Origin of the sequence: Neobacillus cucumis (assembly GCF_002860255.1) — a bacterium.
In the GTDB taxonomy this organism is placed as follows: domain Bacteria; phylum Bacillota; class Bacilli; order Bacillales; family Cytobacillaceae; genus Neobacillus; species Neobacillus cucumis_A.
In genome coordinates, this window is record NZ_PGVE01000037.1 from 36139 (window position 1) to 58139 (window position 22001).

General features: G+C 38.8%; 19 protein-coding genes, 1 pseudogene and 1 riboswitch. Of the genes and pseudogenes, 10 read left to right on the plus strand and 10 right to left on the minus strand.

All coding sequences use genetic code 11. The annotated features are described in order from the left end of the window. Positions 1-4 precede the first annotated feature (4 nt). From CVD27_RS08715 to CVD27_RS08730, 4 genes and pseudogenes are all read left to right on the plus strand, one after another. Positions 5-1765 (plus strand): FTR1 family iron permease, encoded by a 1761-nt coding sequence (locus CVD27_RS08715; protein ID WP_101647511.1) that lies wholly within the window; start codon positions 5-7, stop codon positions 1763-1765. A 104-nt stretch (positions 1766-1869) separates the two neighbouring features. Next, positions 1870-3204, plus strand: coding sequence for a polysaccharide biosynthesis protein (locus tag CVD27_RS08720; protein ID WP_101647512.1), 1335 nt, complete (start codon positions 1870-1872; stop codon positions 3202-3204). A 26-nt stretch (positions 3205-3230) separates the two neighbouring features. After that, positions 3231-3617: pseudogene (locus tag CVD27_RS08725) on the plus strand (sigma-70 family RNA polymerase sigma factor); the annotation flags it as partial. 46 nt (positions 3618-3663) lie between these two features. Next, entirely contained in the window at positions 3664-5403 is a 1740-nt protein-coding gene (locus CVD27_RS08730; protein ID WP_101647513.1) for an aromatic amino acid hydroxylase, read from the plus strand. Between the two features lie 221 nt (positions 5404-5624). On the opposite strand, the gene CVD27_RS08735 is transcribed toward CVD27_RS08730, so the two are convergent. From CVD27_RS08735 to CVD27_RS08755, 5 genes are all read right to left on the minus strand, one after another. After that, positions 5625-6263, minus strand: a complete 639-nt coding sequence (locus tag CVD27_RS08735) for a Bax inhibitor-1/YccA family protein (RefSeq protein WP_257984302.1) — start codon at positions 6261-6263, stop codon at positions 5625-5627. A gap of 88 nt (positions 6264-6351) precedes the next feature. After that, complete coding sequence (gene mscL, locus CVD27_RS08740) at positions 6352-6744, minus strand: large-conductance mechanosensitive channel protein MscL (protein WP_101647514.1); 393 nt, start codon at positions 6742-6744, stop codon at positions 6352-6354. Between the two features lie 423 nt (positions 6745-7167). After that, positions 7168-8400: an aminopeptidase gene (locus CVD27_RS08745; RefSeq protein WP_101647515.1), complete on the minus strand. Its 1233-nt coding sequence runs from the start codon at positions 8398-8400 to the stop codon at positions 7168-7170. Between the two features lie 84 nt (positions 8401-8484). Continuing rightward, entirely contained in the window at positions 8485-9756 is a 1272-nt protein-coding gene (locus tag CVD27_RS08750) for an MDR family MFS transporter (RefSeq protein ID WP_101647516.1), read from the minus strand. A 107-nt stretch (positions 9757-9863) separates the two neighbouring features. Next, on the minus strand, positions 9864-11954 hold the full coding sequence (locus CVD27_RS08755) for a DNA topoisomerase III (RefSeq protein ID WP_101647517.1): 2091 nt from the start codon (positions 11952-11954) through the stop codon (positions 9864-9866). Between the two features lie 318 nt (positions 11955-12272). Between CVD27_RS08755 and hutH the strand changes: the two genes are divergently transcribed. Then, the gene (gene hutH, locus CVD27_RS08760; RefSeq protein WP_101647518.1) at positions 12273-13790 is read left to right on the plus strand and encodes a histidine ammonia-lyase; all 1518 of its coding nucleotides are present in this window, start codon (positions 12273-12275) and stop codon (positions 13788-13790) included. Between the two features lie 13 nt (positions 13791-13803). On the opposite strand, the gene CVD27_RS08765 is transcribed toward hutH, so the two are convergent. Further along, positions 13804-14007, minus strand: coding sequence for a hypothetical protein (locus tag CVD27_RS08765; RefSeq protein ID WP_101647519.1), 204 nt, complete (start codon positions 14005-14007; stop codon positions 13804-13806). A 139-nt stretch (positions 14008-14146) separates the two neighbouring features. Here CVD27_RS08765 and CVD27_RS08770 point away from each other — a divergent pair, with 139 nt between their 5' ends. Both CVD27_RS08770 and CVD27_RS08775 read left to right on the plus strand, forming a co-directional pair. Beyond that, positions 14147-14527 carry a DnaJ family domain-containing protein gene (locus CVD27_RS08770; protein WP_101647520.1) on the plus strand — a complete coding sequence of 127 codons (381 nt, stop codon included), beginning with the start codon at positions 14147-14149 and terminating at the stop codon, positions 14525-14527. Between the two features lie 453 nt (positions 14528-14980). After that, a riboswitch (cyclic di-GMP riboswitch) is annotated at positions 14981-15070 on the plus strand. 31 nt (positions 15071-15101) lie between these two features. Further along, complete coding sequence (locus CVD27_RS08775; protein ID WP_257984303.1) at positions 15102-15224, plus strand: anti-repressor SinI family protein; 123 nt, start codon at positions 15102-15104, stop codon at positions 15222-15224. 53 nt (positions 15225-15277) lie between these two features. Here CVD27_RS08775 and CVD27_RS08780 read toward each other — a convergent pair whose 3' ends face one another. Continuing rightward, complete coding sequence (locus CVD27_RS08780) at positions 15278-15607, minus strand: helix-turn-helix domain-containing protein (protein ID WP_101647522.1); 330 nt, start codon at positions 15605-15607, stop codon at positions 15278-15280. Between the two features lie 305 nt (positions 15608-15912). On the opposite strand from CVD27_RS08780, the gene map reads away from it, so the two are divergent. Next, the gene (gene map / locus CVD27_RS08785) at positions 15913-16659 is read left to right on the plus strand and encodes a type I methionyl aminopeptidase (RefSeq protein WP_101647523.1); all 747 of its coding nucleotides are present in this window, start codon (positions 15913-15915) and stop codon (positions 16657-16659) included. 47 nt (positions 16660-16706) lie between these two features. Here map and CVD27_RS08790 read toward each other — a convergent pair whose 3' ends face one another. Then, positions 16707-16931 (minus strand): DUF1128 domain-containing protein, encoded by a 225-nt coding sequence (locus CVD27_RS08790; RefSeq protein WP_101647524.1) that lies wholly within the window; start codon positions 16929-16931, stop codon positions 16707-16709. Positions 16932-17154: 223 nt separating this feature from the next. Between CVD27_RS08790 and CVD27_RS08795 the strand changes: the two genes are divergently transcribed. Together CVD27_RS08795 and CVD27_RS08800 are read left to right on the plus strand one after the other, a co-directional pair. Then, complete coding sequence (locus tag CVD27_RS08795; protein WP_101647525.1) at positions 17155-17529, plus strand: YtxH domain-containing protein; 375 nt, start codon at positions 17155-17157, stop codon at positions 17527-17529. Positions 17530-17543: 14 nt separating this feature from the next. Continuing rightward, positions 17544-18380: a YihY/virulence factor BrkB family protein gene (locus CVD27_RS08800; protein WP_101647526.1), complete on the plus strand. Its 837-nt coding sequence runs from the start codon at positions 17544-17546 to the stop codon at positions 18378-18380. A gap of 233 nt (positions 18381-18613) precedes the next feature. On the opposite strand, the gene CVD27_RS08805 is transcribed toward CVD27_RS08800, so the two are convergent. Both CVD27_RS08805 and CVD27_RS08810 read right to left on the minus strand, forming a co-directional pair. Continuing rightward, positions 18614-20530: a heavy metal translocating P-type ATPase gene (locus CVD27_RS08805; RefSeq protein ID WP_101647527.1), complete on the minus strand. Its 1917-nt coding sequence runs from the start codon at positions 20528-20530 to the stop codon at positions 18614-18616. Positions 20531-20716: 186 nt separating this feature from the next. Continuing rightward, on the minus strand, positions 20717-21895 hold the full coding sequence (locus tag CVD27_RS08810; protein ID WP_101647528.1) for an MFS transporter: 1179 nt from the start codon (positions 21893-21895) through the stop codon (positions 20717-20719). Positions 21896-22001 lie beyond the last annotated feature (106 nt).

The window sequence follows — 22001 nt, forward strand, 5'->3', positions numbered from 1 at the left end:
GATTATGCAGCGTTTAAAATGGAAGCCTTTATTAATCATTGTGATGCTTATCAGTTTTTTTCAATTGAGCCTTCCCGCTACGGCGGCAGAAAATCATGATGAACTATTCGTACTAATTGGTGATAGTTTAATGAAAGCAAAGGATGGCAACCAGGCTATTGTTGTAAAAAACATGGAGCAGTTTGCAACTGAATGGAAGTCTATCAAAAAGGCTGATAGCAAACAAGCAAAAAAGGTTGACCAAGAATTAAAAGAGGTTCAAAGTTTATTAGAGAAAGACAGTAACGATAAAGAGGCACTCTCGAAAAGTCTTTCGGCTCTTTCAAGTGCGGTAGTTCAATATGATCAGGAACAGAACCCACAGGATAAAGAAAAAGGAAAAGAAAAGGTTAAGCAGTTACTTCCACTGATTAATGCTATGAAAGAATCGATTGAAGAAGGAGAGACGACTCAGTTAAAGGTTCAATACCAAAAATTAATGAATGGGTGGACTGCATCAGAAAAGGTGGTTCATGATGAGAGTATTGCTTCTTATGGGAATATTGAAAAATACTCAGCACTTATTCGAATTGCCATCACACAAGAACCTGCCGATTTCCAAAAAGCCGAGCAAAACTTGGATCTATTAAGAATAGAAGTCGAAAACTTTCTTGCGGGTAAAGTTACAAAACAGGTAAAAGGAGATTATTCTTTAACTGACTTAGCTGATTTACTCAGTGATGCTGACAAGTCCATCTCCCAAAAGAATTATGATACTGCCAGTGAACATTTAAACGAAATCCTGTCGATTTGGCCGATGGTGGAAGGCGATGTCCAGACTCGGGACAGCGGACTGTACAGTGATATTGAGACGAAGATTCCTACGGCAATCAGTCTATTAAATTCACAAGACGTTAAAGCCGATAAAGCTGTAGAAATCGTGAAAGATCTGGACAATCGGCTTGCCCCGTTATTGAATAAAACGAGTTACTCTTTCTGGGATGCAGCCCTTATTTTGCTCCGTGAAGGATTAGAAGGGTTACTGGTTGTCGCGACACTTATTGCTTTTTTGAAAAAAATGGGGCAATCATCGAAACAAAAATGGATTTGGTCTGGAGTGGTTGCTGGTATTTTGGCCAGTGCGATTTTAGCCATTATTATTAATATTGTTTTTTCAAAATTTGTTGCTGCTTCAAGCAGAGAATATATTGAGGGAATTACCGGTGTAGTCGCGGTCGTCATGATGCTGACTGTAGGGGCATGGCTCCATAATAAATCCAGTATCGGAAACTGGAATAAATATATAAATCAGCAAATGCAGCAGGCGATTGCAAAAGGAAGCCTAATGTCCTTTGCCTTTATTAGTTTTCTTTCTGTTTTCCGTGAGGGGGCAGAGACCATTATTTTCTATACCGGTATTACCCCGTATATCAGTTTAACAGAGTTAGTACTGGGGATCTGTCTGGCACTCGTCCTGTTAGTGATCGCAGGTTATGTAATCATTCACTACAGTGTAAAAATTCCGGTTCGTTTGTTCTTTAGAACAGCGACGATTTTAATTTACTTTTTAGCGTTTAAAATTCTTGGAATTAGTATTCATGCCCTCCAGATTTCAAATGTACTTTCTACGACAACCGTAGAACGGTTACCGTTTATTGATTGGCTAGGACTTTACCCAACGTACGAAACCACTTTGACACAAATACTATTATTGTTCATCATTTTCATCACGACCTATTTAGTTAAAAAAAGTGAACGTAAACAAGTTATATCAACAAATGTTTAAATGGGCTGGGTGACCAGTCCTTTTTTTGCGGAAATTTCTCCTACTATTCATGGGACTTGTCTCATAAGTTATTAAAAGAGACGAGAGTAAGGGAGATTTGCAAATTGAATATTTATTATAAAGGAATCTTTTTTCTAGCTGCTTCTGCTTTTTTAGGTGAAATGATTGAGGTCTTGATTAATATGATTTTGGCTAGAGAGCTGGGGTCTCACGGATTAGGGCTGTATATGACGATTCTTCCATCGATCTTTTTACTTGTCTTATTGTCAAGCTTTGAATTACAGGTTTCGATTTCAAAATTTATCGCGGAACGAGAACAACGCTACCATCGTAATATTCTCTATCATGCGCTGACGATCACCATCGTTTTCACGAGTATTCTTTTTTTAGCAGCTGCTGCACTCCTGCCGTTTATCCCTGTGTTTAATACGTACCATCCATATGTAAGATGGCTTGTTTTAGTACTAGTCCCTGTTATCTCTTTCACATCGGTAGCTAGAGGTTATTTTATGGGTGTACAACAGATGGGGAAGATAGCTGTTTCCAATTTTCTTCGTAAATCCATACAGCTTGTAGGATTATTTATTTTGTTTCGTTTTTTTGAATATGATGCTGAGGCATCCTTATTAATTGCTATTTGTGCCTTGATTGGCAGTGAAGTTGTTGTGTTTTTATATCTGTTCTATTTATTTATCATTCAATTTCAACAGTTAAAACGGAAGCCTTTCTCTAATATGAATCGAAAAGGGGTACGGAGAAACTTAATGGCGGTGTCGATTCCAACGACAGGTCTTCGGCTTTTCTCAGCCATAATGAATGCCTTTCAACCATTTGTTATAAAGGGAGCCTTGGTTTACTCAGGAATATCCAGTACGCTCGCTACCGAGCAATTTGGAATGTTGATGGGGGTGGCAGCTTCAATAGGATTTTTCCCAGCCTTTATTGCTCACTCCTTAATGATTGTACTCATTCCTGCTGTATCTAAAACCAATTCGCAAAAGGATTACGCAACCTTGCAAAAAATGCTTCAGCAAGTGATGACTATCACGTTTTTGTATGGTACTCCGGCAGTAGCCATTTTTTACTTTTTTGCTCCCGAATTAACATCTTTATTTTTTAAATCTGATACGTCTGCCATCTATCTTCAATTACTCTGGCCGTTTTTCTTGTTTCACTTCTTTGTCATGCCAATGCAGGCATTCTTAATTGGGCTTGATATGTTAAAAGAGTTATTTTTTCATATTATTTGGTCGACAATCATTTCATTTGCCATCATTCTTTGGCTCGGCTCATCTCATGATTGGCAGATGAATGGTGTGATTATTGGCATGAATACGGGATCTGTTTTATTAGCACTCATGCACTATTTAACCATATGTAAGAAGATTGGGGTTTCTATTTTTATGAGAGGTATGGTTACAAAAGCCACAAACCGTTAGATTTTTTTCAGGAGGTATTACTTTCCGCTTACTTAGCATATCCTTCCTTTAAGGAGCAATCGAAATCTAAAAGCTGGCTTTTTATGATTGCGATTAATAAATGCCGTGATTTTTGGCGGAAAGAAAAAAAGTCTAAGCATTTTTGGAGAGAAGAGATTTATTCCTATTCAGTCCAGTTTGAATCTCATACCATTCCCGAAGAGGAGATTCTGCATAAGTACTCCAGAGAACAAATGGCTGAGAAGGTGAGGACATTGCCGGATATTTATCGTGAGCCTATTTATCTATATTACTATCAAGATTTATCATTGCTTGAGATATCGAAAAAAAGTAACCTGCCAATGTCGACAGTAAAAACGAGAATGAGAAGAGCGAAGGAGAGACTACGTCCAAAAATGCAGTCACTTGCTTGATTGCTCCCGTCCTTAATAAATAAGGTTGGAAAAGGGGAAGATCACAATGACTGAAAAAGAAAAACAGAAGATTCCTAAGCATTTACAGCCATTTATCTCAACACAATATTACCACCGGTACACGCCAATCGACCATGCCGTTTGGCGCTTTGTTATGAAACAGAATCATTATTTCTTAAAAGATATCGCTCATTATGCTTATGTGAATGGGTTAAGAGATTCAGGAATTAAGACAGAAACGATTCCGAAGGTGGAAGACATGAATAGGGCGTTGGCCAAAGTAGGCTGGGGAGCTGTGACGATTAACGGTCTGATTCCAGGCTCCGCTTTTTACGGCTTTTTAGCAAACGGAATTCTTCCGATTGCTACCGAGATTCGGAATATCCAAAATATTGCCTATACGCCTGCACCAGATATGCTCCATGAAGCTGCAGGTCATGCGCCGATATTATTGGATGAAGCCTATCGGGACTTTGTAAGAAAAATTGGTGAAATGGGAGCGAAAGCTCTATCTAGTAAAGAGAAATTGGAAGTTTTTAAAGCGGTTCGCCATTTGACGATCATTGCTGAAGACCCTTATTCGACTCCAGAACAACTCAAAGAGGCCGAACAACAGGTTGTAGAGGCCAGGAGTAGGGTTAAAGGATTGTCTGAGGCCGATAAGGTCTCTAGACTGTTTTGGTGGACGGTAGAGTATGGATTAGTTGGGAATTTGAATAGTCCTAAAATTTACGGTGCTGGATTGCTGTCATCGGTTGGGGAAAGCCAAAGCTGTTTAAAACCTAACGTGAAAAAAATATCTTTTTCCATTGAAGAATGTATTAATACTCCTTATGATGTTACAAAACCGCAGCCGCAATTATTTGTCTGTAAGTCCTTTGATGATTTAGCCGAGAAAATTGAACAATTCGCTTCGACCATGGCTTTCCGGAAAGGAGGGACGGAAAGTCTGGATCTTGCACTGCAATCCAATAGCGTCGTTACGTTTGTTCTTTCGTCAGGACTTCAGGTAACAGGTACGCTTTCAGCTATTTTAAAAGACGAACATGGTGAAGCCATTTATGTGCGAACAAATGGCCCGACAGCTTTATCCTATAATAATAAACAGTTGAAGGATCAAGGTACAGATATTCACGGTAAAGGTTTTGGAACCCCAATTGGCAAATTAGAAGGAAACATTGTGATAGAAAATTGTAAGGCAGGGCAGTTATCGGGACTGGGAATAAAAGAAGGAAATGATTCTGTATTATGTTTTCAGAGCGGGGTAAAAGTAAAAGGCTATGTAAAAGGTATCTTATACGCTAAGGACAAACCTATTTTGATCAGTTTTAGTAATTGTGAAGTGACATATAAGAATCTTGTCCTATTCGATCCCTCTTGGGGAACATATGATATGGCCGTTGGCGCAGGGATCACATCTGTTTTTGCGGGTGCAGCTGATCCGAATAACTATTTTGATTTCCCTTTGGCAGAGGCAGAAATCGGACAGAAGGATGATAGGCCGATATTATCTGAAATCGAAACCTTGTATGCTGAAGTCAGAGAATTACGCGAAGGGAAGATGGGGCAAGATAGTTTCATGCACCTTGAAAGGGTGTTAGCAGCTCTTGATCAAAAATATCCAATGGAATGGTTATTGCGGCTTGAAATATTAGAGTTATATAGAATGTTTAATAACACACATTCAAATATAAGCGCGATCTTGTATAAGCTAGAGAATACAAATTGGGATCCCTCCACTAAGCAAATGATAGACCGGGGTATAGAATTAGTCGTACAGATATAAAACAAAGGAGCTTGGCATTTTGCCAAACTCCTTTGTTATGGTCCAGGAAATTATAGATTTACTACCTGTGGATAACCTTTTACAGGTTTAGAAACGTCCAGCTCCAGCACCTAGCCCCTCGATGGTCTACAGACGAGACGCCCAAAAGGTTAAAAAGCAACCTTTCGGCCGGCTCGTCTTATGCATGTCGGGGCTGACCAAGGCGCTTGCGCTTTTGGTTTTTAGTCTCTGCTTGAAAGTATTCCAAGGATACGAAGTATGCTGATAAATAAGTTTACAAAATCGAGATACAAGTTTAATGCCATCAATGGTACATCTTCTGCTCTTACACCATAATGCTTCATACGGCTGATATCAAAGAGAACGTAACCGCTAAAGACTAATACACCAATAAAGGAATAAGCAAGCATACCTGTTGAGCTTAATGGAAAGAAGATATTATAAATTGAAATGGCTATTAATGCTAAGATGGCAGCAAGTAAAAATCCGCCCAAGAAAGAAAAATTATGCTTTGATTTTGCTGCATAAATAGCAATTCCTGTAAAGACAACAGTTGTGCTGGCAAATGCCATTCCAACTACATTGGCTCCAGAAGTTGATAGATAGTAAGCAACGATTGGATAAAGAGTTATCCCTGAAATAAAAGTAAAGATATATAAAAAGGCATACGAAACAGCTTTTTTTCTTCTAAAGAAAAAGGCACTAATCAGCATAACAAATTCTAAAATCATTAACGGCATAAACAAACCAGGCGGTACGACAAATGCCCCTGCCATCGTTCCTATGAAGGCGATTGCTAATGAAAGTGCAAACGTCCTTAAAACGGAAGGCATAAATTCAGTCGATGTTTGTGTATACAAAACTCTTCACCTCAAAATAGATTTAAATGAAGCTACAGTGACTTAAATAGAATATTGCAGCTTCTTATTAAGATATACGTAAATGTGGTCAAGATGTTTCATTTCTTTTTAAAAAATTTTGATTTTCTTTCAATAAATCTCTAATTTCTGCTAACAATTCCTCCTGGCGGTCTACTTTGACAACCACCTCAGCCGGTGCTTCTTTCTTTTTAAATCGGTTAATGAACTTCACGAATAAGAAAACGGAAAATGCAATGATAAAGAAGTCCAAAACGGATTGAAGAAATAGGCCGTATTTTAAATCGCCATAAGCAAGTTTTGAAAAAGAGTTTACTTTTCCTGTTAGTAATCCAACCAAGGGCATGATGATGTCGGCGACAAGGGAAGAGACGATTTTTCCGAATGCCCCGCCAATAATCACCCCAACGGCTAAATCAATCACATTTCCTTTCATAGCAAACTGTTTAAATTCTTTCCACATTTAAGCAGCCCCCCTACTATTTTTTTCTTAATGGTTCATTTTATCTTTACTCGTAAAGAAAGGCAACAATATCGTTTTTGGTATATATTGGCCGTTTATGATATCAATTTCATTTTAACCGCCTTTACTGCTGCATCAGTCCTGCTTTTGGTTTTCAAAACCTCCGAAGCAGCTGAATGCTGAGTCGTTCAGGGGATAAGAGGAGTTTAAAACCCCCGAAGCAGCTGAATCCAGAGCTTTTTGGGGGATAAGAGGAGTTTAAAACCCCCGAAGCAGCTGAATTCCGAGTCGTTCGGGGGATAAGAGGAGTTTAAAACCCCCGAAGCAGCTAAATCCAGGGTTGTTCGGGGGATAAGAAACCAATGGTGAATGAGATTCGTCAATCAAGCACGCCCCTAGTCAATGGGGCAGCCGCTTTTGTTTTTAAAATGCCCAGTTTCCCGCCCGAAAGATAGGTTCTGTTTTTCCGTCAGCAGTGATCCCATCAATGTCCATCTCGGCTGAACCAATCATGAAATCAACATGTGTAATACTTTCATTCAGGCCATTTTGTGCCAACTCCTCTGAAGACATTTGCTTTCCACCTTCAATACAGAAAGCGTAGGCACTGCCAATGGCTAAATGATTTGATGCATTTTCATCAAACAAGGTGTTGAAGAAAAGGACATTTGATTGTGAAATCGGAGAATTGTAAGGGACTAAAGCTACTTCTCCAAGATAATGTGATCCTTCGTCTGTTTCAACAAGACGCTTTAAGATTTCTTCGCCTTCTTCCGCCTTAACATCGACAATTTTTCCATTTTCAAAAGTGACTGAGAAATTGTCAATGATATTGCCTCCATAACTTAGTGGCTTTGTGCTGGCAACAGTACCGTTTACACCTGTTTTTAATGGTACAGTGAAGACTTCTTCAGTCGGCATGTTCGCCATGAATTCAAACCCTTTTTCATTTATACTTCCTGCACCTACCCAAAGATGCTTCACTGGAAGTTCAATCGTTAAATCCGTTCCTGGCGCAGTATAATGAAGTTTTTTGTATCTTTTTTCATTTAAATAATGAACCTTCTCATGAAGTGTTTCATCATGTTTTTTCCATGCTCCTACAGGATTTTCAGCATCCACTCGGACCGATTTAAAAATAGCTTCCCAAAGTTTATTCACTTGGTTCTCAGCAGGTTCATCAGGAAATACTTTGGCAGCCCAATCTTTAGATGCTGCCGCAATGACCGTCCAGCTAACCTTGTCAGATTGTGCCGCTTTACGATAATTAGCAAGAGCCTTTCCAGCCGCTTTCTGGAAGTTAGCGATTCGTTCAGGGTTTACACCTTTTAACAGGTCAGGACTAGAAGAAATAATCGACATAAAAGCTGCCCCGTTATTCGCTAGATCATCCATTTCCTTTGCACGCCAAACTGGATACTCTAAAAAGGCCTCGTCAGGTGCTAAATCATATTTAGTTCTTGTCACCATGTCATCGTTCCAATTTACAATGACATTAAAAGCACCAGTTTCGTATGCTTTTTTGACGACAAGACGGACAAATTCAGCTGCTTCTAAAGTGGCATTAACAACCAAGGTTTGGCCTTTCTGAATATTAACACCCACCTTTACAGCGAGCTCTGCATATTTTTCAAGATTTTTAATAAATTCACTCATGATATGTATCTCCTTTTATCAGATCTTTCCTATATTGTAGCCTGTTTAATTGGAAAAAGAAACCGTTAGCAACAGTGCTGCAAATTAAGCAGTAAGCCGAGTTCTTTGTTTTTCAAAAACGTAAAACATGACCCAATATAAGAATGCACTCACAAGTGCAAGCAGGCAAAGAATAAAGAATGTCCACCCATAACCAACCCAGACCGTCATTGGAATGGCAAGCGGGGCAATCGTCCGGCTGATTGTAAAACGTAAACTTGCTGCCGCAAAATATTGACCTCTCATATGTTCAGGGGCCAGTTTGGAAACAAAGCTTTGCTGGAGCCCGGCTCCCATTAATTCTGCAAATGTAAAGATAGCCATCGCTATAATTAATCCCCATATCCAATTGGTCTGGCTGAAAATAACGATAGATACCGCATAAACAATGGAGGAAAGAACAAAGACGTTTCTTTCGTAATATTTGCTCATCCATTTAGTTACATAAACGGTTAACAAGGCGACGAGGAGCCCATTCTCAGCTAGTACAATACCAAAAGCCTGCTCTCCTTTAACGACAACGGACCAATTGCCAAACGAAAATAGAATCTGATCTTCTACAAAATCTTTAATAAAGACAGGAATCAATAAGTCCAGCTGCATAAATGTCTGCCCAGCTAGGACTCCGGCGATAATGAACAGAAGGAAGGTTTTATCCCTTACAATGAGTCCATAGTCTTTTATTTGATTTTCTAAAAAGTAATACCATTTACCATTAGTAGACAGTGAAGTCTTTTGCTGCTGAGGAACCGTCTCTCGAGTCCATCTTGCTAAGATTAAGCCTACTAAAATACAGATAGCCCCGGCAAAAAGTAACAGCTGAAAACGATAGGAGACATAAAAAATAGATCCCAAAATAGGACCGACTACTACTGCTATATTTATAGATGTATAAAAGATTGCAAAAACATCACCGCGATGTTTTTCCTCCACAACGTCTGCGACCATTGCCTGACTGGCTGGCCAGTAGAAGGAACCAAACACACCTGCCACCGTGAATGCGGCAAATCCTAACCACGGAGACAGAAGCCATGGGGAACTTGCCAAGGCAAAACATAAAAACGAAAGCCCCTGTCCGATAGAGGCTAGGACCATCATCCGTTTACGCCCAAAACGGTCGGCACAATATCCTCCCATTAGGTTCGCCAAAACGGAAAAAATCTGTGAAAATACTAATAATAGGCCTGCTTTATTTTTGCCGAATTCCTCGGAAAAATAGATGGATAAAAACGGAAAAAACATCCAATAGGTGATGTTCACCATCGATTCGGCGAATAATCGAACTTTTAAATTTGCATCCCAATCCCTTATTCTCATGATGGAAAATCCTCGTTTCTCTAATGTCGTGCCACTTCATCATACTATTTCAATGGAAGGGATTTCAAGAAAAAAGCAGGTACAAGGAACGTACCTGCGTAGTGAAATTAATCGTTATCTTGTAATGCTTGTTTAAGTAAATCGCCAAGACTTGTTCCGAAATCTTCTTTCTGGGAATATTTTTGAACAAGCTTACGTTCTTCTCTTTTATTAACAGCCTTTTTCCGTTCTTCCGCTTTTTCCACCACATTACAGCGCCGGCATTGGAAGTACACACCCGCTTTACCTTCATGGACTTCCATTTTCTTATGGCACTGAGGGCAGCGGCGGTTGGATAGTTTAGGATCCTTCCGTTTTCGAAATGAACAGGTCGGACTAGAACATACAAGGATTTTTCCTTCCTTCGTGTTTCTTTCCTTTAAGAATTCATTACATTCAGGACATTTAGATCCAGTTATATTATGAGCACGATAGGATTTGTCGCTTCCTTTTATTTCTGAAACAAGCTGTTCGGTTTGACGGCGGATGTTTTGTGAAAATACCTTTGGATCAGCTGTTCCTTTTGAAATCTTTTCAAGTTCCTGCTCCCATTTAGCTGTCAATTCCGGAGACTTTAACTCATCATTTACGAGGTCAATGAGCTGCTTTCCTTTTTTTGTTGGCATAAAGCGGCCATTTTGGCGCTCAACGACCTCCGTTTCAACCAGTCTTTCAATAATTTCAGCCCTTGTTGCTGGTGTGCCTAGTCCGAATTTTTCCATTTGCGCTAGAACATCTGCTTCAGAATATCGTAACGGAGGCTCCGTCCACTTCTGGTTTAAGGTGCTATTTTTAACTGTATATTCTTTGCCTTGTGCCATTTTTTGCAAGCCGATTGTAGTCGAGTCATTGTCGTCTTTTCCAAATACCTTTTTATAGCCCAAATCAAGGACATTTGTTTCTTTGGCTGTAAAGATTTCACCTTCAACCTTGAAGATGGCATGAATCGTTTCATATTCATAAGGTGGTAAAAACAAAGTAAGGAAGCGTCGAGCAATTAGGTCATAAAGCTTTCGTTCATCATTATCAAGCTCACCCAAATTTAACCGCTCCTCGGTTGGAATAATCGCATGGTGGTCGGTGACCTTTTCATTATTAAAGACTCGTTTTGCAAGTATGTTCCCGTTGTTGGCTAAAAGCGGGCGTACCTCCTCCTTGTAACCGGATAGCATGCCTTGTAGACGGTCAGTCATAGTCCCAATCATATCGGTCGTTAAGTATTTAGAGTCTGTTCTTGGATAGGTAACCAATTTGTATTGCTCATATAGACGCTGCAGGACGGTTAATGTCTTTTTCGCAGAAAAACCAAAGCGTTTATTTGCATCTCGCTGCAGCTCCGTTAGATCATAGGGAAGCGGTTGAATCTCTGATTTTTTCTTGCGTTCAATTCTCTCTAGTGTGGCTTTCTTTCCCTCAATCTTGGCGATTATGGCATCGGCTTTAGTTTTATCAAACATCCGCTTTTCATTGTCCCGTTCCCAATCGGTTGTGAGTGGACCTATTTCAGCACGAATGGTCCAGTATTCTTTTGGTACAAATTTTTGGATTTGCTGGTCACGATCCAAAATCATCGACAATGTTGGTGTTTGGACACGTCCTGCTGAGAGGGGATCTTTGTATTTGGTAGTTAATGCCCGTGTTACATTAAGACCAATCAACCAATCGGCTTCTGCACGGCAAACGGCTGAATGGTAAAGGTTATCAAATTGTTTTCCTGGCCATAATCGTTTAAAGCCTTCCTTAATGGCCTTGTCTGTCTGCGAAGAAATCCATAATCTCTTTAATGGTTTATTCCAATGGAGTTTTTCAAGAATCCAGCGTGCAACGAGTTCACCTTCCCGGCCGGCATCGGTAGCGATAATACACTCGTTTATGTCTTTACGCTTGGCTAATGCTTCGATTGCACGGAACTGGTGATTGGTTTGTTTCATTACCTTTAGTCCCATTTTTTGAGGAATGATCGGTAAATCCTCCAGGTTCCATTGTTTATATTTAGTATCATAATGCTCAGGCATTTTTAGTTCGATAAGGTGTCCAAGTGCCCATGTGACAATATATTGGCTGCCTTCAATGTAACTTTTATGTTTTTGATTGCAGCCAAGGACTCGGGCAATTTCTCGAGCGACACTAGGCTTTTCTGCAAGTACAAGTGATTTCATAGTTACTCCTTTCAGGTAAAACACAAATTGACCTTATTATAGTATAGCGGAAAACGGAGGGATTTTGTATTTTGGGTGAAGGAAAGCTGAATCCCCCTCAAAATAAGTCGAAAATTCCTTTCCTGCCTTCATTGACAGCTTAGGTTTTCCTCACATACAATAAAATTATCAGAATAGTTGAAGAATGGGATGGTTAGATATGCGGCATTCCCTGAAAAATAAATTTGAATTAAAAAAGAGGCTGGATTTCCAAATCTAAATGGTTTAGGAATCCAGCCTTTTTCTTTATTCTTCTAAATTGGTAGAGGAGAGAGACAGATGATTACATTAACAGGTAATGATTTAACGTTAAAACAGATAAAAGAGGTTTTATATGACAAAAAAAAGGTAACTGCCTCAACGAAGAGTATGGAGGCAGCCCAAAAAAGCAGGGAGTCAGTCGAAAAAATCGTCTCGGATAATAGAGTTGTTTATGGCATAACAACTGGTTTTGGGAAATTTAGCGACGTTTTAATCAATAAAGAACATGTCCAAGATCTCCAGTTAAATTTAATTCGCTCCCATTCATGCGGAGTAGGGGAACCCTTTCCTGAAATTGTCTCCAAAGCGATGGTATTGCTCCGGGCCAATGCGCTGTTAAAAGGATATTCTGGGATTAGGCCAGTTGTTATTGAAAAATTATTAGCATTAGTTAACGCTGACATAATTCCTGTCATTCCACAGCAAGGGTCGCTTGGAGCCAGCGGTGATCTCGCTCCGCTTTCCCATCTAGCGTTAGTGTTAATTGGCGAGGGAGAAGTATTTTATAAAGGAAATCGGATGGATTCCTTGCATGCCCTTTCTCATGAAGGGATATTGCCTGTAACACTGGAGGCTAAAGAAGGGCTTGCCCTTATTAATGGAACACAGGCCATGACGGCTATGGGAGTAGTCGGTTATTTAGAAGCAGAACAGCTTGCCCTTGAAGGTGAACTGATTGCCTCAATGACGCTTGAAGCATTAAATGGAATTATAGATGCTTTCGCTGAAGAAGTTCATGTTGCAAGAGGCTACAAACAGCAGATAGAATCTGCCGCAAGAATGCGTCAATATTTATGTGACAGTCTCCTAACCACAAGGCAAGGGGAGTTAAGGGTTCAGGATGCTTATTCACTAAGATGTATTCCACAGGTTCATGGTGCAACATGGCAGGTTCTTGACTACGTGAAAGAAAAATTGGAAATTGAAATGAATGCGGCTACCGATAACCCATTAATTTTTAATGAGGGGGTAACGGTCATTTCAGGTGGAAACTTTCACGGACAGCCGATTGCCTTAGCAATGGATTTCATGAAAATAGCCGTGGCTGAACTGGCTAATATATCAGAAAGAAGAATTGAGCGTTTGGTTAATCCGCAGTTAAACGACTTGCCGCCGTTCTTAAGCCCCGAGCCAGGACTCCAATCCGGTGCGATGATTATGCAATATGCAGCCGCTGCCCTTGTTTCAGAAAACAAAACACTTGCCCATCCAGCCAGTGTTGATTCGATTCCATCTTCTGCTAACCAAGAGGATCATGTCAGTATGGGGACAATAGCAGCTAGACATGCATATCAGATCATTCAAAATGTAAGGGGAGTTCTTGCTATTGAATTCATTTGTGCCATGCAGGCTGTTGAATTCCGAGGGCCTGAAAAAATGGCAACATATACAAAAGCACTTTATGAAAAAGGGCGGGAACAAATCCTTTCAATTAAAGCAGATCGGGTTTTTTCAAAAGATATTGAAAAAGCCGCCGATTGGTTAAAAACTATTGAATTTGACCAATTTATTAAAAACCTTTCAAAAAAGGCGTGAAAACTCACGCCTTTTACTTCATATGATTTGGCAGCCAGCGGCCTGTGTCCACACGCTGTTCGTCCTCATTCTCGATTCTATTTTTAAAAGCTTCCTGAGTAACAATTAATTCTTCATCACCAATGGCTTCCTTTACGTGCTTTTCTGTAAGGCTCTCCTTTGGAAAATTACCAGGATGATTTTTCTTTTTGTGCTCAAAATGTTCTCCACGTGCCAAAGTCAACACTCCTTTCGTCTTCGCATGTAGTTTCCCCAAACATTCTTAAAAATAATATGGAATTATTTTTCAAATTTTCTATAGTACGGTAAGTTGGTATAATGAAAATAGGGATTGTGATAAAAAGGAGGCAGCGAAAATGGATTTTTTTCAGATCCTTTCTGAGGACCGTATTAAAAAAGCATACCAAGATGGAGAATTTAATAATCTTCCTGGATTTGGAAAACCAATGAAGTACGAAGACTTATCCGGAATTCCAGAAGAATTGCGAATGGCCTATAAAATAATGAAAAATGCTGGTTATACGGGGGAAGAAGGACAATTACGTCAAGAAATGATGGGCATTGAAGATTTACTCAAAAAATGCGATGAAAATGAAAGAGATCAACTTCAGAAAAGATTAAATGAAAAACTAATAAGGTTTAATCAGTTAATGTCAAAACGAGGGGTCAGAACGAATTCATCAGTGTTTAAGAACTATGAGTTGAAAGTACAAAGTAAAATTAACAAGCAAAGCTGAATGGTGAAATGGAATGTTATTCATCACCAGCTTTTTTTTCTTGTTCAATAGGTTCGCAAATTCTGTCTAATAAAAAGCCGGCAAAGACAATAAAGACTATTGGAATGGAAAAGTTAAGAACATGAATTAGAGTCATTAAGAAACACATCCTTTTTATATTTTTTTAATATTCAGTATATTTTATGTTGTTAATATTATATGTCTTTTGTCATAAATTAGACAAATATAATCTTCATAGGAAAGAGATAACAAAATTGTAAAATTAAGTTGGAACTTTGTAGAAAAATGGAAAAATTTGATTGAAAAAGTCCTAAGAAAATTAGTTTATTATGACAAAATACAACACATTCCAATAATTGCAATCGATATAATGAACATACACAAAAAGATTAAGTATAAAGGCCTAGATATAAAGTGTTAGGAAAAAGGAAGGGGAACTTAAGTAGCAGGGAGAGCAGAAAAGGGCAAACCTGTTGAAAAACAGGGACGCAAAGCCGAGGATCTAAGGCAAAAACAAGCTGCTAGGATGGCCGGGCTGCCTGGAATACTGATGTATTTTGGGAGTGTGAGTGTAGTGGTGATTACAGTAAAAGATGTGGATGTTATTGATCAGGAGTGGCAGGAACTTATTTTAGAGGCAAGAAAACTTGGACTCTCCATCGAGGATGTACGTGATTTTCTTACTCAAAATCGTTAACCAAGGGTACATATAAAAAAAGCATTCTACAAAAGGTTTGTAGAATGCTTTTTTTATTCATTATTATTTTGATTAATCCGCCACTTATTAAATTCGAGAAAATCTCGGAATTGTTCTTTTGAAACACCGGAATTCATGGCTTCTTTTACAAGGTTCATCCAGTCCGTATCTAAATCATCCTTATTAATTTGTTCGTGAATCAAATGTTCGACAGGAAGATTTAATACTCCGGCAATTTTTTCAAGAAATTGAATGGAAGGGTTCTTCTGCAAATTTCTTTCTAGCGAACTTAAATAAGATTTAGCAACACCCGCTTGTTCAGCAAGCTCGGACAGTGACATTTTCTTCTCTAAGCGATATTTTTTAACGCGGTCACCAATCATTGAATTTCACACACCTAAATTTTATTTTTGCAATGAATCGTTAAAGGACACATATCCTTATTATATTCTATCAAAAAGAATTTCAAAGTACCATATTAAGAACGGACTATTATTACGATATCATGAACATTGAGAAAATCTTCCTAGTTTTTTTATAAGAGGAAGTTTATTTTGAAAAAAGGAGTGGATAGCGTTAATATTAAATGTGTTGTCATAAAGATGTTAAAGTATAATTTTCAAATAAATATTACAACGAACAAAAGAATAAATGTATATAATATAATCAAAAAAAGGCAGGGAAACAGATGATTGTATTAAAATCACCACGGGAAATTGAAGCGATGAAAAAGGCTGGAGAAATTCTTGCAGCGTGTCATAAGGAAATTGCCAAGTTAATTAAACCAGGTGTCACCACTTGGGAAATTGAAGAATTTGTAGATGACTTCTTAAGGAAGAATGGAGCAACACCTGAACAAAAAGGATATAAAGGCTATCAGTATGCAACCTGTGCAAGTATAAATGATGAGATATGCCATGGATTTCCTAGGAAAGAGCCATTAAATGAGGGGGATATTGTTACCATTGATATGGTAGTTAATTACAATGGGGCGTTAGCAGATTCGGCTTGGTCTTACGGTGTGGGGCAGCTTTCCGAGGAAACGACTCATCTATTAAAGGTAACTAAAGAGGCCTTGTATAAAGGGATTGAGCAGGCAGTTGCGGGCAATCGAATTGGTGATATTGGCCATGCAATTCAAACTTATGTTGAAAGCGAAGGGCTTTCCGTTGTACGTGACTTTATAGGACATGGCATTGGAGCAGTCATTCATGAGAAACCGGATGTTCCGCATTATGGGCTCCCAGGAAAAGGTGCTAGAATCAAAGAGGGGATGGTGTTTACCATTGAACCTATGGTAAACATCGGCCGCTATCAGACAAAAATGGACCTTAACGGATGGACAGCGAGGACAATTGACGGAAAATATTCTGCACAGTATGAGCATACTTTGGCTATAACCAAAGATGGTCCTATCATTTTAACTGAACAATAATAAAAGTAAGACCCGTTATCTCTCAAGTGGTATAACGGGTCTTTTTCTTATTTTTTTCTTAGATTCCCTAGTTCCTCAACTAAAGCCTGCATCTCATTGGGACTGAACGATTTCTTTTTAAGAACCATTTCATAAATCTCTTTTAATTCTTCATACATTTCTTCATCGAAGTGGGAAGGTTTTATGGCTCCCAGGTTTAGTACTTTTAATTTTTCTTTTATTTGTTCGATCATATATTCGACATTCTCGACAGACTTCTCTGATAAATTCATTTCGGTCACCCTTTTCGAATTAATAATCCCATCTTTTCATGTTAGAAAGTATCTGTCAATACTAACCTTAATAGTAGTTTGTCCAAAGAAAAATCAATAAAGATAACGTGTAGATTTTGCATAGACGGGTTTGATATCGCAAAATTAATGGTAAGATATACAATGTTATTATTTTCTTTTATGTACAGTCAATGATTATTATCAGCTTGAAGGAGAGGTTAAGATGACTAGAAAGAATCAGTTTTGGAAGGGAATGCTTCTAGGTGCAGTCGCTGGGGGAGTTCTGAGCTTGTTAGATAAAGATACCCGCGAGGCGATGAAGGAAAATGTAATCAAGACTTCTAGTAAGGTGAGTTATATTGTTCGCCACCCTGGGGAAGTAACAGAAAAAGTTAAGGAAACAGCTGAAAAAATTAAATCTACTTTTGAAACAGTTAGTGAGGATATTTACTATATTACAGATAAAGTGGAAGAGTTAAGAGAGCTGACACCTCAAGTAACAGAATTACTAAAAGAAACAAAGGAAACTTTTGCTCATAATGAAGAGGATGGACTTTTAGATGATGTATTAGGAAAAGGAGAAATCAATCACAAATAAGAAGGAGGATAAAAATGGACAAGGAAGTAAATGTACGCTCTTCATTGCTAAGATTACTTTGGCATCGGATAGAAGAAGATGATCTTCCCGGCTTAAGTGCGCAATTGGCCTATTTTTTTCTTCTTTCCTTATTTCCACTCTTAATTGTGTTATTTACACTTCTTCCGTATTTTCCAATCCCACACCAGGATATGCTCGGAATGATTCGTGACTTTGCACCTGAAGAGGCAATGGATCTAATCGAAAAAAATGTTAAGGAAATAATGAGTCATCGAAATGGCGGTTTACTTTCATTCGGGATTATTGGTACGATTTGGTCGGCTTCCAATGGTATTAACGCCATCGTACGAGCATTTAATAAGGCATATAACGTGAAGGAGAGCCGTTCTTTCATAGTGGCAAGGGGAATGGCTGTTTTATTAACATTCGGGATGATTTTTGTCTTTTTGCTTGCTGTAATCCTGCCTGTGTTTGGAAGGGAAATAGGCCTTTTTTTATTCTCGAAATTAGGTTATACCTCACAATTTATTAAATTTTGGAATGCCTTAAGCTGGCTGGTCAGTGCGATTATTTTATTTCTCATATTTACAGGACTTTACTGGATTGCTCCGAATGTCAAGATAAAGTGCCGAAGCGCCTTTCCGGGAGCATGCTTTGCCACGGTGGGCTGGATCATTTCGTCAATGGGTTTATCTTTTTACGTCGGGAATTTTAGTAATTATTCCCTTACTTACGGAGGCATTGGCGCTATTATTGTTTTAATGATCTGGCTATACCTTTCCGCATTTATTATCATTCTTGGAGGCGAAGTGAATGCCTTCTATAGTGAAAAATATCGGTCAAACTGCTAACACTTACCTTCATGAAAACGTCTTATCCGTCCAAACTATAAAGGAGGGCATAGCCCCGAACATCAAGGGAGGACGATAAGATGACAAAGCATACGAAAAAAGATGGAAGTACCAAGCAAAAAGGAAAAGGCAGTAAGGGAAACAAAACTTCTGGTTCTGCTAACGGATCTAATGGCTATCACTAGGACATAACAAAAAGCCAGGCGGATGAACCTCCACCTGGCTTTTCCATACTATGATTTTAAAAGCCTGAGGCTGTTTAAAATAACAAGGATGGTACTGCCTTCATGGCCGATAACTCCAAAAGGCAAATCCAACAATTGAAAGAAGTTTGAGCAGATTAGTAACATAATGACAGCAATAGAAAAAACAACATTTTGTTTAATGATTTTGTTCATACGCTGAGAGAGACGGACCGCTTCAGCAATCTTAGGCAGATCATTTTTCATTAAGACAATATCAGCTGTTTCAAGGGCTACATCGGTTCCTTCTCCCATCGCAATACCCACATTAGCAGTCGCTAATGCAGGAGCATCATTAATACCATCTCCAACCATCGCCACTGTTTTATATTTCTCTTTAAGTTGTTTTAACTGGTCAACTTTTTCCTCTGGAAGACATTCTGAGAAAAATTCATCTACATGGCTCTCGGCAGCAATCGCTTTTGCTGTTTTTTCACTATCACCTGTAAGCATAATGGTCTTGATACCTTGTTTCTTTAGGTCCTCAATCGCATGCTTCGTTTCTTCCCGAACCACATCTTTCATAGCTATCATGGCACAGAGTACACCATTAATTTCAATAAAGACTAGGGTGTTCCCTGAGCCAGCCAGTCCTTTAGCCTTACCTTCAGCAAACTTATCGGCCTTGTCGTTTCCAACAAACGCTGCTTTACCAATTTTCCACTGCTCTCCGTTAATGGATGCTTTTACACCCCAGCCAGGTATATCTTCAAGGCTGTCTGGTTGTAATAATTCCTTCTTCAACGTTTGTTTGGTATATTTGACAATTGCTTGTGCCAGTGGATGCGTTGATTGGTTCTCAATCGATGCAGCTTTTAAAATAAGGTCTTCTTTATTGAGGCCTTCTTTTACAATTACTTCCGTTACTTCGGGTTTACCTTTTGTTAAGGTACCAGTCTTATCAAAGGCAATGGCCTCTAAATGTCCTAAATTTTCCAAATGGACCCCGCCTTTAACTAAAATCCCATGTTTCGCACCGTTTGAGATGGCTGAGAGGGTAGCGGGCATGATGGATGCTACAAGGGCACAAGGTGATGCAACAACCAGTAAAATCATTGCTCTGTAAAAAGATTCATGCCAGCTCCATCCAAGAAGGAAGTAGGGTATAAAGAACATACTTATCACGACAAGAAGTACCACTTTGACATAGGTTCCTTCAAAACGCTCAATGAAGAGCTGTGAAGGTGATTTTTCGCTTTGAGCTGATTGAACCAGCTGGATAATTTTTTGAAAAAGTGTATCAGTGCTTGCTTTAGTTACTTGAACCGTAATGGAGCCTGTCATATTCACTGTACCAGCGAAAACCTCTGCTTGCTCCCCTTTTGATACAGGCATGGATTCCCCGGTGATGGCAGCTTCATCAATATTGGTTTGCCCTTTGATAATAAGCCCGTCAGAGGGTACGCGTTCACCCGGTTTAATAAGAATATGATCTCCTACGATTAAGTCAGAAACAGCGACCCGCTTTTCAAACCCATTGGTTATTCTTAACGCCTCTTGTGGCTGAAGTTCCATTAAGGACGAGATTTCCTTATGGCTTTTATTCATTGTGTACGTTTCCAGGGCTCCGCTGACAGCAAAGATAAAGATTAATACGGCACCCTCAGTCCAATATCCAATAATGGCAGAACCAACTGCGGCAAAAATCATTAACATTTCAACATTTAATTCTTTATTTTCATAGGTGGCCTCAATACCTTCCTTTGCTTTAGCAAAGCCGCCAATCACAAATGCTAATAAATAAGAAATAATGGATGCGGCTCCATCACCATGTTTATCAAACAGCCAACCCGCTAAGATGAAAACACCACTTAATCCAGCAGCAATCAATTCTAGATGTGGTTTTAATTTTTCGAAAAAGCTAACTTCCTGAATCCCTTTTGAAAGAACTTTTGCATCGGAACTCATTGTTTTCCCTCCCTTATTTCATTTTCTTTGTTTCTAATTGAGAAAAATAATCAAATTCACTACCCTTAAAAAACACGAAAGCTGTCATCATGTGATGACAGCGCTGAATCCTTATTATTTCTTCTTTTTAACTATTTTACCATATATCTTATGCATGAAGATATGAATTTGCTTAATAGAGCCTACCTAGAAATTTTGCTGTCCTAGTTTTACAGGTGTTTTCCTCCCAAACAAAAATATGGTTAAGGAGACGGCAAGCAGCATGGAGCTAATAATATAAAAGAAACTAATATCTTGAAAAAATTTAATAAATAACCCCCCAATGATTGGGCCAATTAAACTGCCAATACTATAAGCCATACCGCATAATAAATTTCCAGTTGGCAGCAGATACTTTGGAACCAAATCCGTCATAAAGCTGATTCCAAGTGAGAACGTCGAGCCGACGGCCATTCCTGAAAAAAGAAAAGCAGTGAAAAGTCCGATAAAGGAATGTTCTACAAAACTTGCTATCGTAAAACTTAAAAATCCGAGAAAGAGAACGGTTATTAAGACCATTTTCCTGCCGTACCGATCACTCAGTATTCCTAAAGGGAGCTGAGTAATGATGCTGCCGATGGCGAATACAGATAGAAAAATGGAAACACTAGATACATTTATATCTGTCCTAAGTGCGTAAACCGGGAAACTTCCATTTAAGCAAGATTCTAGGAAACCGTATGTAAATGGAAGTAAAAAAGAAACCCATCCATATTTAAAAGCCTGGTTAAATTGTTTAATCGTAGAGAGAAAAGAATTTATTTTATCACTTTGTTCAGGTTTTTCATTCTCCAATGTAAAAACAAAAGCCCAACCAATTAAACATAAAATTGAAGATAGAATAAAAGGTAAGGATTGATTAATAGTAACCAATGGGGTCATTAAAGGGCCTGTAGCAAAGCCAATCCCAAAAAATAAACCATATAAGGAAATATTCCGGCCTCGGCTTTCAGGTAGAGAAGATGAAGTTATCCATGTTTGTGTAGCGAAATGGAGCGAGTGGTCACCAATTCCAATCAAAAGTCTTAAAGCAAACCAAAACCAAAATGTTTTCCAAAGTGGGAAAAGGGCAAGGGAAATAACAACAAGGCCTCCGCCCCAAATGATGACCGGTTTATATCCATACTTTCTTAATGGCATTTCCATAAACGGGGCTACTAAGAGGATTCCAATATATAGAGCGGTTGCATTTAATCCATTTAATGAGGGGGATAGCCCGCTTTTTTCAAAGATAACGGCAATAAGCGGCAGCAGCATACCCTGAGAAAAACCTGATATAGCGACAATACTGACAAGGATCCAGAAACGTAAATTTTTTTTATTCATAAACCATCCTCACGATTGTTTGAAGTTTAGTAGTCCCTCAATGATGGTATCTAGAAAGGGAGGTATTTGCAAGGGAATTGTACCTAGACATTTGGTTTGTTTTTAG

Excerpts from the sequence above, each read along its gene's own strand:
- CVD27_RS08715 (WP_101647511.1), top strand. The coding sequence starts at position 5 with ATGCAGCGTTTAAAATGGAAGCCTTTATTAATCATTGTGATGCTTATC.
- CVD27_RS08730 (WP_101647513.1), top strand. The coding sequence starts at position 3,664 with ATGACTGAAAAAGAAAAACAGAAGATTCCTAAGCATTTACAGCCATTT.
- mscL (WP_101647514.1), bottom strand. The coding sequence starts at position 6,744 with ATGTGGAAAGAATTTAAACAGTTTGCTATGAAAGGAAATGTGATTGAT.
- CVD27_RS08745 (WP_101647515.1), bottom strand. The coding sequence starts at position 8,400 with ATGAGTGAATTTATTAAAAATCTTGAAAAATATGCAGAGCTCGCTGTA.
- CVD27_RS08750 (WP_101647516.1), bottom strand. The coding sequence starts at position 9,756 with ATGAGAATAAGGGATTGGGATGCAAATTTAAAAGTTCGATTATTCGCC.
- CVD27_RS08755 (WP_101647517.1), bottom strand. The coding sequence starts at position 11,954 with ATGAAATCACTTGTACTTGCAGAAAAGCCTAGTGTCGCTCGAGAAATT.
- hutH (WP_101647518.1), top strand. The coding sequence starts at position 12,273 with ATGATTACATTAACAGGTAATGATTTAACGTTAAAACAGATAAAAGAG.
- CVD27_RS08770 (WP_101647520.1), top strand. The coding sequence starts at position 14,147 with ATGGATTTTTTTCAGATCCTTTCTGAGGACCGTATTAAAAAAGCATAC.
- CVD27_RS08780 (WP_101647522.1), bottom strand. The coding sequence starts at position 15,607 with ATGATTGGTGACCGCGTTAAAAAATATCGCTTAGAGAAGAAAATGTCA.
- map (WP_101647523.1), top strand. The coding sequence starts at position 15,913 with ATGATTGTATTAAAATCACCACGGGAAATTGAAGCGATGAAAAAGGCT.
- CVD27_RS08790 (WP_101647524.1), bottom strand. The coding sequence starts at position 16,931 with ATGAATTTATCAGAGAAGTCTGTCGAGAATGTCGAATATATGATCGAA.
- CVD27_RS08795 (WP_101647525.1), top strand. The coding sequence starts at position 17,155 with ATGACTAGAAAGAATCAGTTTTGGAAGGGAATGCTTCTAGGTGCAGTC.
- CVD27_RS08800 (WP_101647526.1), top strand. The coding sequence starts at position 17,544 with ATGGACAAGGAAGTAAATGTACGCTCTTCATTGCTAAGATTACTTTGG.
- CVD27_RS08805 (WP_101647527.1), bottom strand. The coding sequence starts at position 20,530 with ATGAGTTCCGATGCAAAAGTTCTTTCAAAAGGGATTCAGGAAGTTAGC.
- CVD27_RS08810 (WP_101647528.1), bottom strand. The coding sequence starts at position 21,895 with ATGAATAAAAAAAATTTACGTTTCTGGATCCTTGTCAGTATTGTCGCT.